Raw genomic sequence first — 15,453 nt, forward strand, 5'->3', positions numbered from 1 at the left:
CGTGTCCTTCCTGTACCTGGCCGGGCTGCTGCTGGCCACCTTCTGCATGCTGCTCATCGATCGGCGCTTCCGGCTCTTCTTCTTCGCGGACCCGCGCGTGGCCGCGGTGGTGACCCTTCTCGGCGTCGTCTTCTTCCTGCTCTGGGACTTCGCCGGCATCGGGCTGGAGATCTTCCTGATGGGTCAGAGCCGCTATCTCACCGGGGTCGTGCTCGGGCCTGAGATGCCGCTGGAGGAGCCGGTGTTCCTGATGTTCCTGAGTCTGTGCACCATGATCATCTACACCGGTGCGGCCAGGTTCCTCGGCCACCGGGCCGAGCAGAGCCGACTCCGTGCGCGCAGCGGAGGGGGTTCCTAGATGGCGTATCTCTGGCTGAGCCTGGCCTTCATGGTCCCGGCGGTGCTCGCCGCGGTGCTGCTGCGCCGCAGCATCCATTGGGGTGCAGCGGCGCTGACCACCGCGCTGCTGCTGGGCCTGACCGCGGTCTTCGACAATGTGATCATCGGACTGGACATCGTGCGCTACGGCCACGAACATCTGATGGGCCTCTACCTGGGACTGGCGCCGCTGGAGGACTTCAGCTATTCGCTGGCCGCGGTGCTGCTGCTCCCTGCCGCCTGGCACCTGCTGCGCCGGCGGAAGCCGACGCGCGCCGGGGGCAGCGTTGAAGCCGACCCGGGACGCGGCACGAACGAGTCGCGCGGATGAGCCTGATCCGTCAGCTGCTGCTGTCCTCGCGCCCCTTCAGCTGGATCAACACCGCGTTCCCCTTCGCCGCCGCCTATCTCTTCGCGGCGCGGGAGATCGACTGGGTGCTGGTGCTCGGCGCGCTGTTCTTCCTGATCCCCTACAACGTGGCGATGTACGGGATCAACGACGTCTTCGACTATGAATCGGATCTGCGCAATCCGCGCAAGGGCGGCATCGAGGGCGCGCTGCTGGACCCGGAGCTGCACCCGACCGTGCTGTGGATCTCTGCGTTGAGCACCGTGCCGCCGGCGCTGCTGCTGATGCTCGGCGGCGGGCCCCTGACCTGGGCGGCGATGCTGGTGAGCCTCTTCGCCGTCGCCGCCTACTCGGTCAAGGGGCTGCGGTTCAAGGAGCGGCCGTTCCTGGACTCGCTGACCTCCAGCACCCACTTCGCCAGCCCCGCCGTGGTCGGATTCGCGCTCGCCCATGACCGGGTCGGCTTCACCCCGGGGCCCACTGAGCTGATCATCCTGGGCGCGTTCTTCCTCTGGGGCATGGCAGCCCACGCGTTCGGCGCCGTCCAGGACGTGGTGCCCGACCGCGAAGCCGGCATCTCCTCGGTGGCCACCGCGATCGGCGCGCGGTCCACCGTGCGGATGGCGGTGCTGCTCTGGGCCGGCGCCGGGGTGCTGCTTCTCCTCGGGCAATGGCCCACCCCGCTGGCCGCGCTGCTCGTGATCCCCTACATGGCGATCTCGCTGCCCTGGTTCAACGTCCCCGATGAGACCTCCGCCGCGGTGAACTCCGCCTGGCGGAAGTTCATCTGGCTGAACTACGGCTGCGGATTCCTGGCGACGATGATGCTGATCTGGTTCTGGTGAGGCTGCTCGTGGTGAGGCTGCGCGTGGTGCGGCTGCTCAGCGCGACGCATTGACCATCCAGGGGACCCCGAACCTGTCGGTGAGCATCCCGAAGGTGTCGCCCCAGGGGGACTTCGCCATCGGTTCGTTGATCTCCGCGCCCTCGGAGAGCTTCTCCCACCACTTCTCGAGCGTCGTGTGCTCGGCGTCGTCAGGGGCGCTGTTGCTCAGCGACACCGTGCCCAGCACGCTGGGCATGCCCGGAGGCGCATCGGCGGCCATCAGGTGGACCCCGCGCTCGATGAACAGCGACCCGTGCATGATCAGGTCCTTGGACTCATCCTCGGCGCCCATGCCCTGGGCGTAGGTCATCATCTCCAGGTCTCCGCCGAAGACCGAGTGGTAGAACTCCAGCGCGTGGCGGGCAGTCCCGGAGAACTGCAGGTAGGGGGTCAGGCCGATGGTCATGGCGAACCTTCCGTGATCAGAGTCAGGTGAACGTCGTCATTCTCACCTGACAGCGAGCACAGGGGAAGACCTGCAGGCCCCCCGCGCCGAGCCCCCGCGCCGAGACCCCGCGGTGGCTCGGCGCAGCGTGCTCAGCCGCAGCGTGTTCAGCCGCGGGGCGCGAACTCCACCGCCAGCTGGGCGGCCAGGCCGGTGTAGGCGCCGGGGGTCAGCTGGGCGAGCCGGGCTTCGGCGTCCTTGCTCAGGCCGAGTCCGGTGACGAACTCCTTGAGCTTCTCGGCGTCCACCCGACGACCGCGGGTGAGCTCCTTGAGTCGCTCGTACGGGTTCTGCATGTCGGCTACGCCGGCGATGGCCTCGGCGCGCATCACGGTCTGGATGGCCTCGCCGAGGACCTCCCAGTTCGCGTCGAGATCTGCCGCGATGACCTCCGCGGCGACGTCGAGCTGCTTGAGTCCCTTGCTCATATTGCTCAGTGCCAGCACCGAATGGCCCATCGCGGTGCCGATGTTGCGCTGGCCGGAGGAGTCGGTGAGATCGCGCTGCCAGCGGGACTCCACCAGCGTGGAGCCCAGCGCGTCGAGCAGCGCGTTGGAGATCTCCAGGTTGGCCTCGGCGTTCTCGAAGCGGATCGGGTTGACCTTGTGCGGCATGGTGGAGGAGCCGGTGGCGCCGGCGACCGGGATCTGCCGGAAGAACCCGATGGAGATGTAGCTCCACACATCCACGCAGAGCCCGTGCAGGATCCGGTTGAACCGGGCCATGTCCGCGTAGAGCTCGGCCTGATAGTCGTGGGACTCGATCTGGGTGGTCAGCGGGTTGAAGGTGAGGCCCAGCTTCTCCACGAACCGCTGCGCCAGAGCGGGCCAGTCGGCCTCGGGGGCGGCGGCGAGGTGCGCGGCGTAGGTGCCGGTGGCGCCGTTGATCTTGCCCAGGAACTCCTGGGACTCGATCCGGCGCAGCTGGCGACGCAGCCGATGGACGAAGACCGCGATCTCCTTGCCCAGCGTGGTCGGGGTGGCCGGCTGTCCGTGGGTGCGCGAGAGCATCGGCACCTCGGCGGCGTCCTGAGCCAGCTCAGCCAGCCCGTCCAGGGTCGTGCGGGCGGCAGGGAGCCAGACCTCGGCCACGGCGTCGCGGATCCCCAGAGCGTAGGAGAGGTTGTTGATGTCCTCGCTGGTGCAGGCGAAGTGCACCAGCGGGGTGAGCTCGCTGAGCCCCAGCCCCTCGAGCCGACGGGCGATGAAGTACTCCACAGCCTTCACATCGTGGTGGGTCTGCGCCTCGATGGCGCCGAGCTCGGAGAGCTGCTCAGGTCCGAACTCGGTGACGATGCTGCGCAGCCCGTTGACCTGCTCCGCCGTGAGGGTGGGGAGCCCGGAGAGCACCTGTTCGGAGCAGAGGTGGATGAACCATTCGACCTCCACATGGATCCGGTGCCGGTTCAGCGCCGCCTCGGAGAGGTGATCCACCAGCGGCGCCACCGCGCTGCGATACCGGCCGTCCAGGGCGCCCAGGGCGATCTGCGGCTGCGCATCAGCGAGCCGGACGCGGGTCGGAGAGACGGTGGGCGCAGCGGTGACATCAGTGGAGTGGGCCATGGCCTGATTCTTTCATGAGTTTTCCCCAGCACCGGCGACGACGACGCCGCGCGGCAGGGTGCTCCACGGGTCCCGTGACGGAGGATCGCCCGCGGGTGCGGGTGCCTAGATTGGGAAGTGTCAACAGGGTCTCAGCAGGGCCGGCGCCGGCACTCCTCTGCCAGCCCATGCAGAACAAGGATGTGAGCAGGCATGGTCTTCTCCCGGGCCGCCCAGCAGTTCGACGAGGCGGCGGAGCACTATGAGCAGGCGGCGATGCGGCTGGACGCCGTGGCCGAACGCTCCGAGGAGTGTGTGCAGGCGATCATCGCCGGGCGAGACGGGATCCACTGGCACTCTCCAGCCGGTCAGGCCTTCACCGCCGTGACCTTCCACCATGTCGGAGAATGCCGGAGACGGCAGTCCCGGCTCTTCGAGATGTCCGCGAGCGCCAGGATCATCGCGACAGATCTGCGCGAGCAGGCCCAGCGGGCGCGGCTGCTGGCCGCGGCCGTGGATGCCGCACTCGCTGCCGTCCCGGCGGCCGGCACCGAGCTCGCGACCCAGGCGCTGGTGCACGGCGCCCGGGGCGCCTCGGAGAGCGCCGAAGGTTTCCTTCGGTTCGTGGAGTCCCACGGCGGCCTTCCGCTGGCCCGCCTGGCGGCTGCGCAGGGGTGAGCTGCGGTGTTCGTCATCGCCGAGGATCACTACGGCGAACCCGCCCCGCGGAGGTATTCCGTGCAGGCCCACGGGGGGCCCACCGAGCTGAATCTGGTGCTGGAGAGTCTGCAGATGGCGGCCCAGGGGCTGACCCGCGCCGACGCCGTCGCTGAAGAGCAGCGCCGCGCACTGGGCGGCATCACGGCCGAGATCATCGGCTCGGTGGCCGGGCTCGCGCTGCATTGGCGGATCCCGATGCTGGGGGCGCAGCTGGGAATCAGCCTGGCCGAGACCTCGGTGGGGGCCTGGGCCATGGGGGAGACCGCGCGCGCCGTGCGCAGCGCGCACGATCGCTATCGGGACACCGAGGCGCTGCTGGCGCGCTCGATGGGCACCGCGAGGCATCTTGCACAGTATCCGCAGATCCACCCACACCTGATGGACCCACAGGGGGACAAGGCGCTCGCCGACGCCTGGGGTCGCACCGCCGTGGTGAGCCTTGGCCAGGGGTCCCAGCTGGTGCTGAACCTGCTGGCCAGGAAGCACCCGGTGCTGCGGTCTTCCAAGGAGGCGTCCGGACTGGTGGCCCAGTCGCTGCTGGAGAAGGCCCGTCGGATCTCCCGCGAGAGCACCCAGACGCTGAAGCGGAAGACCCGTCCGCTCGCCGCGACCGAGGTGGACCTGCTCAGCGATCACCTCCAGGGCCAGTCCGAGGTCGCGACGCTCGGAGACTTCAGCATCTCCTCACGGCCCCAGCCGGGTGCGAGCACCCGGCATGTCATCCATATCCCAGGGCTTGAACTCCCCGCGGGGCTGGAAGACATGGACCTGGACGGTCTGGCGCAGGGCGAGCTGGATCTGAGTGCGGGGCGCGGGCTCAACAGTCTCCTGGACGCGGGGACCAACGAGTCGGCGCACCTGCAGGGGGTCATCGATCAGGCGCTGCAGGACTCCGGGGCCCGGCCCGGGGACGAGCTGATCATCACCGGGTACTCCCTGGGTGGGCTGCATGCACTGAACATCGCTGCCGGCGGCACGCTGGCAAGCAAGTACCGGATCTCCCAGGTCGCCACCGTGGCCGCTCCCGGCCGTGAGGGTCCGGCGCTCCCAGGAGTCAGGACCACCAGTTTCCAGGACGCCAATGACCCGGTCCCGCGGTTGCTCGGCGGGCCGAGCGAGCTCTCGGCGGATCGGGTGGAGATCACCTACGAGCATCAGGCTCCGAAGGCCGAGCCCGGGGGAGTCTTCGGCGCCAGCCACGGCTACGCGCACAACATCGACGCCATCCGGATCCTCGAGGGTCAGGCGACGGATCATCTGGATGAGGGGCAGCGTGCCCAGCTCGCGGAGCTCGACGAATCGCTGCGCGGAGCCCACGAGGCCACGGTCTATTCCACCGAATGGGACTCTGAGGGAGTGGAGAAGCTCGAGGAGGCCATCGCGGAGCTGGCGGGACGCATGGAGGAGCTTCCCTCCGGCTCAGGCCTCGAGCGGGCGCAGGATGAAGCGGTTGAGCAGCGCTGAGACCAGGGCCACCACGATGGAGCCGAACACCGCGCTCCAGAAGAAGTCCTCCACCACGAAGTGCACCGGGGTCCAGGAGGTCAGCCAGGCGGTGAGCACCAGCATTCCCGCATTGATGACCACGGCGAAGAGCCCCAGCGTCAGGCAGGTGATCGGCAGCGACAGCAGCGAGATGATCGGCTTGATGACCACGTTGACCAGACCGAAGACGGCTCCCACGAAGAGGAACGCGAGGATGGTCGCCCCGGTGCCCTGTTCGGCGCCGTCCACGTAGATTCCGGGAATGAGGAAGGCCGCCGCGGCGAGGGCCAGGGCATTCAAAATAATTGCCAGTAGGATTCTCACGATGACTATGTTCTCACGCGCCGGGTCGATCACCCCAAGGGAAAGCGTCAGCCTTCTGCCCGCCTATGCCGCAGGCAAGCCGCCACGGGCGGCCGAAGGCCTCACGCCGTACAAGCTCTCCTCCAACGAGAACCCGCTGGGGCCGGTCCCCGCGGTGGCTCACGCGATGGCCGCAGTGGACACGCTGCACCGCTACCCGCACCCCAATGCCGAGAGCCTGCGCACCGGGCTCGCGAAGCTCCTGGACGTCCCGGTGGAAGACATCGTCGCCGGCACCGGCAGCCTGGGTGCGCTGACCCAGATCATCAACGCCTTCGCCGGCTCCAACAGCGACGGCAGCCAGGATGAGGTCATCTACGCGTGGCGCTCCTTCGAGGCCTACCCGATCGTGGTGCGCACCGCCGGCGCCAAGGACGTCACCGTTCCAGTGGCAGCAGACGGTCGCCACGACCTCGAGGCGATGCTCGCCGCGATCACCGAGCAGACCAAGGTGCTCCTGCTGTGCACCCCGAACAATCCCACCGGCCCCGCCCTGCGGCACAGCGAGGTCGAAGCCTTCCTGGCCAAGGTGCCCAGCGACGTCGTCGTCGTGATCGACGAGGCCTACCAGGAGTTCGTCCGCACCGAGGACCCGGTGGACGCGCTCGCCCTGTACCGCAGCCACCCCAATGTGGTGGTGCTGCGGACCTTCTCCAAGGCACACGGTCTGGCCGCGCTGCGCGTGGGCTACTCCATCGCCGGCCAGGAGATCACCCGCCACCTGCGCGTCGTCGCGGCGCCCTTCAGCGTCTCCACTCTGGCCGAGGTCGCGGCACTGGCCTCGCTGGAACACCTGGAGCAGGTCCACGAGCGGGTGGACTCCCTCGTCGCCGAGCGGGACCGGGTCACCTCGGCCCTGGCCGAGGCCGGCTGGAAGATCCCCGAGGCCCAGGGCAACTTCGTCTGGCTCCCGCTGGGTGAGAAGACCGCCGCCTTCGCCGAGGCGGCCGGACTCCAGGCGCTGGCCGTCCGCGGATTCCCCGGCGAGGGCGTACGGGTCACCATCGGTGAGGTCGAAGCCAATGATCGATTCATCGAGTTGTGCCGGACCTACAGATTCGAAGCCTGAGTCGAGCTGACACAATGAACGGTGGCCGTCCTCACCTGCAGGGCGGCCATCAGCGGTGCCACCGGAGAGGATCACACTGTGCAGCCACAAGAGGTGCAGCCCGTACAGCTGCTCACCCCGGATGGGAAGCTCGCTGAGAACGAGGTCTACAGCCCGTTCATCGCCGAGCTGAGCGCGGAGAAGCTGCGCGAGCTCTACCGCTACATGGCCATGGAGCGCCGGCTCGACGCCGAGGCCACCTCGCTGCAGCGCCAGGGCCAGCTCGCGCTCTGGGCGCCGGCGCTGGGCCAGGAGGCCGCCCAGGTGGGCACCATCGCGGCGATCAAGTCCTCCGACATGGTGTTTCCCACCTACCGCGAACATGCCATGGCGCTCTACCGGGGAATCTCCCCCGAGGAGCTGCTGACCATGTTCCGGGCCACCCGGCACACCGGATGGGACCCGCGCGACCACAACTTCCACGTATACACCCTGGTGCTCGCCGCGCAGACCCTGCACGCCGCCGGCTGGGCCATGGGGATCAACCAGGACCTGCGGATGGGCAGCGTGCCCCGTGACCGCGCCGAGGACGAGATCGTCGTGGCCTGCATCGGCGACGGCGCCACCAGCCAGGGCGATGTCCACGAGTCCATGGTCTTCGCCTCCTCCTACGAGCTGCCGCTGCTCTACTTCATCCAGAACAACCACTGGGCGATCTCGGTGCCCACCCGCACCCAGTCCCGCGGCCCCCTGGTCAACCGGGCGCAGGGCTACGGGTTCGAAGGCGTGCGGGTGGACGGCAACGACGTGCTCGCCAGCTACGCGGTGGCCACCAAGCTCTCCGACGAGATCCGTGCCGGCAAGGGGCCCAAGCTGATCGAATCGGTCACCTACCGGATGGGTGCCCACACCACCGCAGATGATCCCACCAAGTACCGCAGCTCCGAAGAGGTGGAGCTCTGGGAGGGCCGCGACCCGATCCGGCGCTACCGCTCCTGGCTGAGCTCCGCGGACCACGCCGATGAGAGCTTCTTCGCCGAGGTGGACGCCGAGTACAAGGACCTCGCCGCCGATATGCGCAGGTCCGTGCTGGCCATGGAGCCCATCGACCTGGAACGGGTCTTCGACACCGTGTATTCGGAGCCGCACCGCCAGGTGGAGACCGAGAAGGCCTGGCTGAAGGACTACGAAGCAGGATTCGCGGAAGATCAGACGGAGGCGGGCACCGCACGATGAGCGCGATCAAAGAGATGGTCATGGCCAAGGCGATCACCGCGGCGCTGCGCGACGAACTCGCCGCAGACCAGAAGACGCTGCTGATCGGTGAGGACATCGGGGCGCTCGGTGGAGTCTTCCGCGTCACCGAGGGGCTGCAGGCCGAGTTCGGCACCCACCGCGTGATCGACTCTCCGCTGGCCGAGTCCGGCATCGTCGGAACCTGCATCGGCATGGCCATGCGCGGCTACCGTCCGGTGGCCGAGATCCAGTTCGACGGATTCGTCTTCCCCGCGTTCAACCAGATCACCACCCAGCTGGCCAAGATGCACAACCGCACCGACGGGAACATCAAGGTGCCGGTGACGATCCGACTGCCCTATGGCGGGCACATCGGGTCGATCGAGCACCACTCCGAATCTCCCGAGGCGCTCTTCGCGCACACCGCGGGGCTGCGCATCCTCGCGCCGTCGAACCCGCAGGACGCCTACTGGATGACGCGCCAGGCCATCGTCAGCGATGATCCGGTGATCATCCTCGAGCCGAAGCGCCGGTACTGGCTCAAAGGGAAGGTCGACCTCGAGAACCCGGCGCCGGACGCATTCCGGGCCCAGGTGCTCCGTGCGGGCACCGACGCCACCATCGCCACCTACGGTCCGCTGGTGCCGGTGGCGCTGGCCGCGGCTGAGGCCGCCCGGGCGGAGAACCGCAGCATCGAAGTGGTGGACATCCGCTCGATCAGCCCGCTCGACGACGAGACCATCGCCCGCTCCGCCGCCAAGACCCAGCGGCTGATCGTTGCGCACGAGGCGCCGACCTTCGGCGGCATCGGCGGAGAGATCGCCGCACGCGTGGCCGAACGGGCCCACCATCGGCTGCTCTCCCCGGTGCTGCGTGTGGGTGGGTTCCACATGCCGTATCCACCGTCGGCCCAGGAGCATCGGTACCTTCCGGACATCGATCGGATGCTGGAAGCCGTGGACCGCAGCTTCAGCTACCAGAGGAGTGCCTGAGCATGGCTGAGACCTTCAACCTTCCCGACGTCGGCGAAGGACTGACCGAGGCCGAGATCGTCACCTGGCGGACCACCGTGGGGGCGACGGTCGAGGTCAACGACATCGTGGTCGAGATCGAGACCGCCAAGTCACTGGTCGAGCTGCCGGTGCCCTACGCCGGTATCGTCACCGAGCTCCTCGCCGCCGAGGGAGAGACCCTCGAGGTCGGGGCTCCGCTGATCCGGATCGCCGCCGAGGGGGAGGAGGCGCCCGATCCAGGTTCGGCGCCGGAGGCCGCCTCTGAGCCCGCTGAGCAGGAGAGTCCCGAGCCGCCCGCCGCCGAGGAGAAGCCAGGCCGCTCGCGCTCGGCGCGCGCGAAGAAGGCCGCAGCCCAGAAGCGTGAAGGCTCCGAACGGGGTGATCTCGAACGTGGGAACTCCCAGCGGGTCGGCTCTGCGCGAGACGAGCAGAAGACCCCCACGCAGAATGAGGCCCTGGTCGGCTCAGGTCCCAAGGCGGACTCCGCCTCGAGGCGCGTCCGGACCCGTTCCACGGCACCGGACCTGGTCGACCTGGAGGGCCTTGAGATCGCCGCCCCCGCCTCGGCGTCCGGCACCTACACCGACATCGCCGACATCGTCGCGCGGGCCAGCCCTCCGGTGCGGGCCCTGGCCAAGCGCCTCGGTGTGGCCGTCTGGGAGCTCGTAGGCTCTGGCCGCAACGGACAGATCACGCGCGATGATGTGGAGCGACAGGCTCAGCAGAAGCGCGAACAGCGCGCCTCCGGCCAGATGCCGGCACCCGGGGCTCCGGCTCCGGGGCGCCGCAAGACCACTCCGGCCGAGGAGGGCCTGCTCTTCGACGGGCCGCGCGAGGAGAACATCCAGGTCCGTGGAGTGCGCAAGGCGACTGCGCGCAACGTGACTGCCTCGGCGACCACCGTGCCGCATGTCTCGGTGTTCAAGGAGGTCGACGTCACGCGCACCATGGAGCTGCGTCAGGCGTTGAAGAAGGACCCCTCCTATGCGGGGCTGAGCGTCTCACCGATGCTCTTCGCCGCCAAGGCCATCATCTGGGCGGTGCGGCGCAATCCGCAGGTCAACGCCACATGGCATGACACGCACTACACCTTGAAGAACTACCTGAACCTCGGGGTCGCGGCCGCGACCCCGCGCGGACTGGTGGTTCCGGTCATCCATGAGGCCCATGCCTTCAACACGCGTGGTCTGGCCGCGGCGCTGACCCAGCTGGCCATCGACGCGCGCGAGGGCAGGACCACGCCGGGGGAGATGCAGGGCGGCACCGTCTCGATCACCAACATCGGCACCCTGGGACTCGACAGCGGAACTCCGATCCTGCCTCCGGGGCAGGCCTCGATCGTGGCGCTGGGCGCAGTGCGGAAGAAGCCCTGGGTCGTGGAGGGACAGATCGTGCCGCGCGATGTCATGGTGATCGGCGGGTCCTTCGATCATCGGCTGATCGACGGGGATCTCGCCGGGCGGTTCATCTCCGACGTCGCGGCGGTCATGGAGCAGCCGGGCCTGCTGATCGACTAGCGGCGCAGTCGGGCGGGGCCCGCAGGACGGGTCGGCCCTGCAGATCGGTCGGGCGCTCAGCGCTCGATCTCGTTGATCCGCAGCGGCTCCCGGTCCGCCGGGAGCCCGAGCAGCTCGGCCAGCGGCTGGCCGTCCACGGTGACCTCGCTGTCGGTGGCCCCGGTCGCGACACGGGCGGTGGTCTCGATCTGGGTCAGGATCTGCCAGGACTCGCATTCCCCCGTGGTGACCGGTTCGCCGCTCAGGGCGACGCGCACCATGTCCTGTTCAACCTCCACCGAGACCACGCTGAGCTCTTCGGAGGCGGCGAGCGGGTTGGAGAATGCCGGCGAGCCATGGGAGAAGAGCTCGTCGTCGATCAGAAACTCCAGGGCGGCCACAGCTGGGTCCTCGGTCACCGTCGGCACGGACCGGATCACCGAGACGGTGTCGTCACAGCCGAAGGCGGCAGTCCGGGCGATCTCGATCTCCTGGGCCTGCTCGCCGTCGGGAGTCTCCTCCACCGGGCTGCCTGGCGCCTGCTCGTCCTCCAGGGTTCCCTCCCCGCTCAGCGGAGCCGCCTGGGCCTGCCCGTCAGGGCTCACCATGGCCAGCGGAAGCCGCACCGTGTCGTCGGCTTCGACCTCGGGCTGCGGGATCGTGTTGCTCGGCACCTCCTGCTCCTCCGGCTCCGGATCCGAGGAGCCGCAGCCGGCGAGCAGCACTGCGAGCCCGATGGAGCCCGCACTGACGAGCACGCGAGCGCGGGGCTGGTGGGTCGGAGTCATGGCACCAGAATAGGAGCTGCTCCCGCGCAGACCGAATCCGCGGCCGTCTGAGGAGCGCCGGGAATGCTCGGCGGTGACCGCAGAGTCGGGGGACGAGGGCTCCGGGGCCCTCGCGGGCAGAAGGCGCTGTGCCGGGGGGCGGCCTTCTGCCCGCGGAATGGGATGAGGAAACCGGGTGCAGACGGGGGCGCTTGTCATGCACCCAGCCAGCAGTTCCTCCCCACAGGGCGACGACGGCCAGGAGAAACGGGGGCATCCTGAGACCGCGTCCGGAATTGACGTCCAAGCAAGGTATTTCAAACTTGAAGTTCAACCGAACTTCAGTCTGAAGCCCAGGCGGTTCGATGTCAACACCTCTGGTTCAATCGTTCGCCGGTGACCCAGAGCACCTGCCGCCTGCCGGACCGGGCTTCTCCGGTAGGCTGGAGGCATGCCCATCCGGAACCGTCGCGCGGCCGCGCTTCCCGCCAAACTCTCCCGCTCGTGGCTGCTGATCAACGCCGCCAAGGAGCAGGACTTCGCTCCCGGACTGGCCAGCGAGGCCGATTCTGTGATCTTCGACCTGGAGGCGTCGGTCCCCGATGACGGAAAGGTCGCCGCCCGAGAGGCGGTGCTGCGCGCGCTCAACGGCGGGATGACCGCCTGGGTCCGGGTCAGCCCCACCACCTCCGAGCACTGGGAAGACGACCTGGCGGCGCTCTCGCGGGCAGACGGGCTGCGCGGAGTGATGCTGGCTGAGACCGAGCATCCCGAGCAGGTCACCTACACCGCGATGCGCCTGCGCGCCGGAACCCCGGTCATCGCACTTGTGGAGTCCGCGCTCGGCGTGGAGAACGCCACCCAGATCGCGTCGGCCCCGGGCACCTTCCGGCTGGCCTTCGGCACCAATGACTTCCGCAAGGATGTTGGCGTCTCCGCCGATCCGATGGCGCTGGCCTATGCAAGGGCACGCCTGGTCATCGCCTCTCGCGTGGGTGGTCTCCCCGGGGCCATCGACGGCCCGACGGCGCCGGATGCGGACCCGCAGCAGACGGCCGAAGCCTGCCAGGTCACTGCCAGCATGGGCATGACCGGCAAGCTCTCGCTGAACCGCGCCCAGGTCGAGCACATCAACACCGGCCTGGCGCCGTCGGAGGATGAGCTGAACTGGGCCCGCGAGCTGATCGAGGCGCACGAGGCCGGCGGCTCCATCGGCGATGGCTCCTACCTCCCGCGCCTGGCGCGGGCGCAGAAGATCGCCTCCCTGGCGGACTCCTACGGTCTCTGGAACGCCTGACCTGCCTCTGGAACGCCTGACCTGCCTCTCCAGCGCCTGATCCGGCGCCGGAGGGCTTCCCCGGCGCCGCTGTTGGGTCAGCCGCAGGGCCCCGTGTAACCTCTGTCACATGGGCAGGGAGACATATACCGGCGATGTGGCCTTTGAGCTGCGCGGACACCTCGGCATCATCACGCTGAATCGACCCCATGCGGTCAATGCGCTGACCCAGCTGATGTGTGAGTGCATCCTGGTGCAGCTGCAGGACTGGGCCGTCGATGATCGGGTGAGCCAGGTGCTCATCCGCGGCGCCGGAGACCGCGGGCTCTGTGCCGGCGGCGACGTCTCCAGCCTGTACCAGGAGATGGTCCAGCTTCAGGGGCTCGACGGCGGCGCCGTCCTCCCCGCCGGCGCCCCAGGCTACGAGGCCGAATTCACCAGCGAGACGTTCCTGGCGAATGAATATGCGCTCAACCGCACGATCGCCGAGTATCCCAAGCCCTATGTCGCACTGATGGACGGCCTGGTCCTCGGCGGCGGCATCGGGGTCTCCGCCCACGGATCCCACCGGATCGTCACCGAGCGCACCCGAGCCGGCATGCCCGAGACCACCATCGGATTCGCTCCTGATGTCGGAGGCACCTGGCTGCTGGGGCACGCCCCGGGTCGGCTGGGGCTGCACGCAGGCCTCACCGGCGCTCACCTCGACGCCGCCGATGCGATCACCCTGGGCCTGGCCGACGTCGAGGTCCCGAGTGACGTCCTCGCTGAACTGACCCAGGCACTGAGCACCGAACTCGTGGCGGATGCGCTCCCGCGCTTCACGCGCACCCCGGAAGCCTCGACGTTGGCGCGTTCGCGCAGCTGGATCGACCAGGCCTACGCCGCGCCGAATGTGGAGGCGGCGCTTCAGCGCCTGGACGAGCTGGCGCTCACCGAGGAGGCCGCCGCGGCGGCCGCCGAGTCCCTCCGGAAGAAGTCTCCGGTCTCGCTGAAGGTCGCGCACCGGGCCATCCTGGCCGCCCAGGAGCTCACGCTGCCCCAGGCGCTGGAGGCGGAGTTCACCGTTGCGGTGCACATGCTTCGCTCAGCAGACTTCAGAGAAGGCATCCGCGCGCAGATCATCGACAAGGACCGGGCCCCGCAGTGGAGCCCCGGCACGCTCGAAGCCGTGGACCTCGAGCTGGTGCAGACCTACTTCACCCCTGTCCCGGGGCACCGGCTCGCCGACCGCCAGAGCCTGTGAGCTGAGGCAGGCCGGCGACCCGGATCGTCGAAGGGTGGGACCGTCGAAGGGACCAGGCAGCCGATCAGGCCAGCACGTCGGCCGTGGCGCGATACTGCGCCCCCAGGGCCTCGGCCACCGGAGCGTTGGTGACGGCACCGGCGTGCACGTTCAGCCCGTTGGCCAGATGCGGGTCCTCACGCAGCGCCTGCTTCCAGCCCTTGTCCGCCAGGGCGAAGATGTAGCGCAGCGTGGAGTTCGTCAACGCTGCGGTGGAGGTGTGCGGCACCGCGCCGGGCATGTTCGCCACGCAGTAGTAGATCTGCTCCCCGATGGTGAAGGTGGGATCGGCATGGGTGGTGGGACGGGAGCCCTCGAAGCAGCCTCCCTGGTCGATGGCGATGTCCACCAGCACCGACCCTGGGCGCATCGCCGCGGCCATCTCGCGGGTCACCAGCTTCGGCGCGGTCGCTCCGGGGACCAGCACCGACCCGATCACCAGATCCGCGGCGGCCACCTCTTCGGTGAGGGTCAGCGTGTTCGAGGCGAGCGTGGTCAGACCGCGACCGGAGAGCGCGGAGAGCTCCCGGAGCCGTTCGATGTTCAGGTCCAGCACGGTGACATCGGCGCCCATGCCCTGCGCGGTCAGGGCCGCCTGCTCGCCGGCCTTGCCGCCGCCGATGACCACGACCTTTGCGGGCCGCGCCCCTGGAACGCCGCCGATGAGGATGCCGGGACCGCCCTGGGAGTGCATCAGGTGATAGGCGCCGACCTGGGGAGCCAGCCGTCCGGCGACCTCGCTCATCGGGGCCAGCAGCGGCAGCCCATGGGTGCCGGTGACCGTCTCGTAGGCGATCGCGGTGACGCCGCGCTCCTGCAGCGCGCGGGCGCAGTCGGGCTCCGCCGCGAGGTGGAGATAGGTGAAGAGCACCTGACCTGCGCGCATCCGCGGGAACTCCTCGGCCTGGGGCTCCTTGACCTTCAGGATCATCTCGGCGTGCTCCCAGACCTCATCGGCGCCGCCGAGGATCTCAGCCCCTGCCGCACGATAGTCCTGATCGGCGAAGCCGGATCCGGTGCCGGCGCCGCTCTCGATCAGCACCCGGTGTCCGCGGGCGGTGAGGTCCACCGTTCCGGCCGGTGTCAGGGCCACGCGGTACTCGTTGTTCTTCACTTCGGCGGGGACTCCGATGATCATGTGTTCTCCTCGGTAAATGCCAGGTGC

At 68.9% G+C, this 15,453-nt stretch carries 16 protein-coding genes; 11 read left to right on the forward strand and 5 right to left on the reverse strand.

The window, feature by feature from the left end; translation table 11 throughout:
• The first annotated feature begins 1 nt into the window (after position 1).
• From LSI54_RS00730 to LSI54_RS00740, 3 genes are read left to right on the forward strand one after another with little or no spacing between them, the layout of a single operon-like run.
• On the forward strand, positions 2–358 hold the full coding sequence (locus LSI54_RS00730) for a lycopene cyclase domain-containing protein (protein WP_241477533.1): 357 nt from the start codon (positions 2–4) through the stop codon (positions 356–358).
• Positions 359–709, forward strand: coding sequence for a lycopene cyclase domain-containing protein (locus tag LSI54_RS00735; protein ID WP_241475763.1), 351 nt, complete (start codon positions 359–361; stop codon positions 707–709).
• The gene (locus LSI54_RS00740; protein ID WP_241463704.1) at positions 706–1,572 is read left to right on the forward strand and encodes a prenyltransferase; all 867 of its coding nucleotides are present in this window, start codon (positions 706–708) and stop codon (positions 1,570–1,572) included. The genes LSI54_RS00735 and LSI54_RS00740 overlap by 4 nt, the downstream gene beginning before the upstream one ends.
• Positions 1,573–1,608: 36 nt before the next feature.
• Here LSI54_RS00740 and LSI54_RS00745 read toward each other — a convergent pair whose 3' ends face one another.
• Both LSI54_RS00745 and purB read right to left on the reverse strand, forming a co-directional pair.
• Positions 1,609–2,019: a VOC family protein gene (locus tag LSI54_RS00745; RefSeq protein ID WP_241470246.1), complete on the reverse strand. Its 411-nt coding sequence runs from the start codon at positions 2,017–2,019 to the stop codon at positions 1,609–1,611.
• A gap of 146 nt (positions 2,020–2,165) precedes the next feature.
• The gene (gene purB / locus LSI54_RS00750) at positions 2,166–3,620 is read right to left on the reverse strand and encodes an adenylosuccinate lyase (protein WP_241470245.1); all 1,455 of its coding nucleotides are present in this window, start codon (positions 3,618–3,620) and stop codon (positions 2,166–2,168) included.
• Positions 3,621–3,812: 192 nt separating this feature from the next.
• On the opposite strand from purB, the gene LSI54_RS00755 reads away from it, so the two are divergent.
• Positions 3,813–4,277 (forward strand): hypothetical protein, encoded by a 465-nt coding sequence (locus LSI54_RS00755; protein ID WP_241463707.1) that lies wholly within the window; start codon positions 3,813–3,815, stop codon positions 4,275–4,277.
• A 6-nt stretch (positions 4,278–4,283) separates the two neighbouring features.
• Positions 4,284–5,783 carry a hypothetical protein gene (locus LSI54_RS00760; protein WP_241477534.1) on the forward strand — a complete coding sequence of 500 codons (1,500 nt, stop codon included), beginning with the start codon at positions 4,284–4,286 and terminating at the stop codon, positions 5,781–5,783.
• On the opposite strand, the gene LSI54_RS00765 is transcribed toward LSI54_RS00760, so the two are convergent.
• On the reverse strand, positions 5,739–6,128 hold the full coding sequence (locus LSI54_RS00765) for a phage holin family protein (RefSeq protein ID WP_241463709.1): 390 nt from the start codon (positions 6,126–6,128) through the stop codon (positions 5,739–5,741). The two genes, LSI54_RS00760 and LSI54_RS00765, sit on opposite strands and share 45 nt — an antisense overlap.
• A 1-nt stretch (position 6,129) precedes the next feature.
• On the opposite strand from LSI54_RS00765, the gene hisC reads away from it, so the two are divergent.
• From hisC to LSI54_RS00785, 4 genes are all read left to right on the forward strand, one after another.
• A complete protein-coding gene (gene hisC / locus LSI54_RS00770; protein ID WP_241477535.1) occupies positions 6,130–7,236 on the forward strand; it encodes a histidinol-phosphate transaminase in 1,107 nt (368 codons plus the stop codon).
• Between the two features lie 78 nt (positions 7,237–7,314).
• Positions 7,315–8,451, forward strand: coding sequence for a thiamine pyrophosphate-dependent dehydrogenase E1 component subunit alpha (locus tag LSI54_RS00775; protein WP_241470243.1), 1,137 nt, complete (start codon positions 7,315–7,317; stop codon positions 8,449–8,451).
• A gap of 5 nt (positions 8,452–8,456) precedes the next feature.
• Complete coding sequence (locus tag LSI54_RS00780) at positions 8,457–9,443, forward strand: alpha-ketoacid dehydrogenase subunit beta (RefSeq protein ID WP_241464418.1); 987 nt, start codon at positions 8,457–8,459, stop codon at positions 9,441–9,443.
• A 2-nt stretch (positions 9,444–9,445) separates the two neighbouring features.
• The gene (locus LSI54_RS00785; RefSeq protein WP_241477536.1) at positions 9,446–10,981 is read left to right on the forward strand and encodes a dihydrolipoamide acetyltransferase family protein; all 1,536 of its coding nucleotides are present in this window, start codon (positions 9,446–9,448) and stop codon (positions 10,979–10,981) included.
• A gap of 56 nt (positions 10,982–11,037) precedes the next feature.
• On the opposite strand, the gene LSI54_RS00790 is transcribed toward LSI54_RS00785, so the two are convergent.
• Positions 11,038–11,748, reverse strand: coding sequence for a GerMN domain-containing protein (locus LSI54_RS00790; RefSeq protein ID WP_241477537.1), 711 nt, complete (start codon positions 11,746–11,748; stop codon positions 11,038–11,040).
• Positions 11,749–12,178: 430 nt separating this feature from the next.
• On the opposite strand from LSI54_RS00790, the gene LSI54_RS00795 reads away from it, so the two are divergent.
• Both LSI54_RS00795 and LSI54_RS00800 read left to right on the forward strand, forming a co-directional pair.
• Positions 12,179–13,024 carry an HpcH/HpaI aldolase/citrate lyase family protein gene (locus LSI54_RS00795; RefSeq protein WP_241463714.1) on the forward strand — a complete coding sequence of 282 codons (846 nt, stop codon included), beginning with the start codon at positions 12,179–12,181 and terminating at the stop codon, positions 13,022–13,024.
• Between the two features lie 109 nt (positions 13,025–13,133).
• Entirely contained in the window at positions 13,134–14,249 is a 1,116-nt protein-coding gene (locus tag LSI54_RS00800) for an enoyl-CoA hydratase/isomerase family protein (RefSeq protein WP_241477538.1), read from the forward strand.
• A 64-nt stretch (positions 14,250–14,313) separates the two neighbouring features.
• On the opposite strand, the gene ald is transcribed toward LSI54_RS00800, so the two are convergent.
• The gene (gene ald / locus LSI54_RS00805) at positions 14,314–15,426 is read right to left on the reverse strand and encodes an alanine dehydrogenase (RefSeq protein WP_241470239.1); all 1,113 of its coding nucleotides are present in this window, start codon (positions 15,424–15,426) and stop codon (positions 14,314–14,316) included.
• Positions 15,427–15,453 lie beyond the last annotated feature (27 nt).

Source organism: Nesterenkonia sp. AY15 (assembly GCF_022565855.1).
In the GTDB taxonomy this organism is placed as follows: Bacteria; Actinomycetota; Actinomycetes; order Actinomycetales; family Micrococcaceae; genus Nesterenkonia.